The sequence below is a fragment of the Microbacterium indicum DSM 19969 genome, from assembly GCF_000422385.1.
Taxonomy (GTDB): Bacteria; Actinomycetota; Actinomycetes; order Actinomycetales; family Microbacteriaceae; genus Microbacterium; species Microbacterium indicum.
Genome location: NZ_AULR01000029.1, coordinates 1 through 3,444, shown reverse-complemented (window position 1 = coordinate 3,444; position 3,444 = coordinate 1). Strand labels below are relative to the sequence as shown.

Here is a 3,444-nt window from a genome sequence, read left to right as displayed (position 1 = left end):
CGGGAAGCTCATGGGTGGAACATTTGATAAGGCACTCCGTTTGCGGGGTGATGCTGAGTACGCCGGGTTCGCCTGGTTGGAAAGGGATCGTCTCGTGGGTGGGGTGCGTGCACGTTGTTGGGTCCTGAAGGCTCAGCCGTTTTGGTTGCAGCTTTCTTCACCCCTTGCTGATGCATGGTCTGTTGATCGTGTGGAGGTTTGGGTGTGATCGTACTTTGAGAACTACACAGTGGACGCGAGCATCTTAAAGCGAACACAAGAGATTTTTCTTCTCTCTTGTGGCTCATGTGATTTCAAGTCTTTAAGAGCAAACGGTGGATGCCTTGGCATCTGGAGCCGAAGAAGGACGTAGCAATCTGCGATAAGCCTTGGGGAGCCGATAAGCGGGCTGTGATCCGAGGATTTCCGAATGGGGAAACCCCGCCAGGCGTTTGTGCGTCCTGGTGACTCCCGCCTGAATGTATAGGGCGGGTAGAGGGAACGTGGGGAAGTGAAACATCTCAGTACCCACAGGAAGAGAAAACAATAGTGATTCCGTGAGTAGTGGCGAGCGAAAGCGGATGAGGCTAAACCGTGCGTGTGTGATAGCCGGCAGGTGTTGCACGTGCGGGGTTGCGGGACCTTCGTGATTCTGCTGCCGCAGGATCGATTGTACAGAAGCGTATAGACGAACAGGTTTGAAAGCCTGACCAGAGAGAGTGCCAGTCTCGTAGTCGACATGCGTGTTCTGCGATTGTAAGGGATCCCAAGTAGCACCGAACTCGTGAAATTCGGTGTGAATCTGTCAGGACCACCTGATAAGCCTAAATACTTCCAGATGACCGATAGCGGACAAGTACCGTGAGGGAAAGGTGAAAAGTACCCCGGGAGGGGAGTGAAATAGTACCTGAAACCGTTTGCTTACAAACCGTTGGAGCCTCTTTGTGGGGTGACAGCGTGCCTTTTGAAGAATGAGCCTGCGAGTTAGTGATACGTGGCGAGGTTAACCCGAGTGGGGTAGCCGTAGCGAAAGCGAGTCTGAATAGGGCGATTGAGTCGCGTGTCCTAGACCCGAAGCGAAGTGATCTATCCATGGCCAGGCTGAAGCGACGGTAAGACGTCGTGGAGGGCCGAACCCACTTCAGTTGAAAATGGAGGGGATGAGCTGTGGATAGGGGTGAAAGGCCAATCAAACTTCGTGATAGCTGGTTCTCTCCGAAATGCATTTAGGTGCAGCGTTGCGTGTTTCTTGCCGGAGGTAGAGCTACTGGATGGCCGATGGGCCTCAACAGGTTACTGACGTCAGCCAAACTCCGAATGCCGGTAAGTGAGAGCGCAGCAGTGAGACGGTGGGGGATAAGCTTCATCGTCGAGAGGGAAACAACCCAGACCACCATCTAAGGTCCCTAAGCGCGTGCTAAGTGGGAAAGGATGTGGAGTTGCTTAGACAACCAGGAGGTTGGCTTAGAAGCAGCCACCCTTGAAAGAGTGCGTAATAGCTCACTGGTCAAGTGATTCCGCGCCGACAATGTAACGGGGCTCAAGCACGCCACCGAAGTTGTGGCATTGACACATGCGACAGGCCTTCGTGGTCCAGTCGTGTTGATGGGTAGGAGAGCGTCGTGTGCCGGGTGAAGCGGCGGAGTGATCCAGCCGTGGATGGCACACGAGTGAGAATGCAGGCATGAGTAGCGAATGACACGTGAGAAACGTGTCCTCCGAAAGACCAAGGGTTCCAGGGTCAAGCTAATCTTCCCTGGGTAAGTCGGGACCTAAGGCGAGGCCGACAGGCGTAGTCGATGGACAACGGGTTGATATTCCCGTACCGGCGAAGAACCGCCCAAGCTAATCCAGTGGTGCTAAGTGCCCAAAGCATGTCATCGTCACCTTCGGGTGGCACCGATGTGTGGAGCGCACGACCCCATGCTGGTGCGGTTAGCGTATTAACAGGTGTGACGCAGGAAGGTAGCCCTGCCAGGCGATGGTTGTCCTGGTGCAAGTGTGTAGGCCGGTTCCTAGGTAAATCCGGGAGCCGTGATGGCTGAGACACGATGCGTTTCAAGTGGGTGATCCTATGCTGCCGAGAAAAGCATCGACGCGAGGTTCCAGCCGCCCGTACCCCAAACCGACTCAGGTGGTCAGGTAGAGAATACCAAGGAGATCGAGATAATCGTGGTTAAGGAACTCGGCAAAATGGCCCCGTAACTTCGGGAGAAGGGGCGCCCACCGCTTATAGGCACTTGCTGCTGAAAGGGCGTGTGGGCCGCAGAGACTAGTGGGTAGCGACTGTTTACTAAAAACACAGGTCCGTGCGAAGTTGCAAGACGATGTATACGGACTGACGCCTGCCCGGTGCTGGAAGGTTAAGAGGACGAGTTAACCGTTTGGTGAAGCTCAGAATTTAAGCCCCAGTAAACGGCGGTGGTAACTATAACCATCCTAAGGTAGCGAAATTCCTTGTCGGGTAAGTTCCGACCTGCACGAATGGCGTAACGACTTCCCAACTGTCTCAACCACGAACTCGGCGAAATTGCATTACGAGTAAAGATGCTCGTTACGCGCAGCAGGACGGAAAGACCCCGTGACCTTTACTATAGTTTGGTATTGGTGTTCTGTGTGGCTTGTGTAGGATAGGTGGGAGACTGTGAAGCGATCACGCTAGTGGTTGTGGAGTCGTTGTTGAAATACCACTCTGGTCACTTGGGACATCTAACTTCGGACCGTGATCCGGTTCAGGGACAGTGCCTGATGGGTAGTTTAACTGGGGCGGTTGCCTCCTAAAGAGTAACGGAGGCGCCCAAAGGTTCCCTCAACCTGGTTGGCAATCAGGTGGCGAGTGTAAGTGCACAAGGGAGCTTGACTGTGAGACTGACAAGTCGAGCAGGGACGAAAGTCGGGACTAGTGATCCGGCAGTGGCTTGTGGAAGCGCTGTCGCTCAACGGATAAAAGGTACCTCGGGGATAACAGGCTGATCTTGCCCAAGAGTCCATATCGACGGCATGGTTTGGCACCTCGATGTCGGCTCGTCGCATCCTGGGGCTGGAGTAGGTCCCAAGGGTTGGGCTGTTCGCCCATTAAAGCGGTACGCGAGCTGGGTTTAGAACGTCGTGAGACAGTTCGGTCCCTATCCGCTGCGCGCGTAGGAAGTTTGAGAGGATCTGACCCTAGTACGAGAGGACCGGGTTGGACGAACCTCTGGTGTGCCAGTTGTTCCGCCAGGAGCATGGCTGGTTGGCTACGTTCGGGATGGATAACCGCTGAAAGCATCTAAGCGGGAAGCCGGCCTCAAGATGAGACTTCCATGGCCTTCGGGCTGTGAGGCTCCCAGCAGACTACTGGGTTGATAGGCCAGATGTGGAAGCACGGTAACGTGTGCAGCTGACTGGTACTAATAAGCCGATGACTTGATAACACTTCGTTTTTGTTTGTTCGCGTCCACTTTGTGGTTCTCAGGGTACGATCGT

General features: G+C 54.4%; 1 protein-coding gene and 1 rRNA gene. Both read left to right on the top strand.

What is annotated here, in order from left to right:
* A partial coding sequence (locus H576_RS17030) for a hypothetical protein (protein WP_211215818.1) occupies window positions 1-208 on the top strand: 208 nt, incomplete at its 5' end.
* A gap of 83 nt (window positions 209-291) precedes the next feature.
* Window positions 292-3,392: ribosomal RNA gene (locus H576_RS0112335) — 23S ribosomal RNA — on the top strand.
* Window positions 3,393-3,444: the final 52 nt, after the last annotated feature.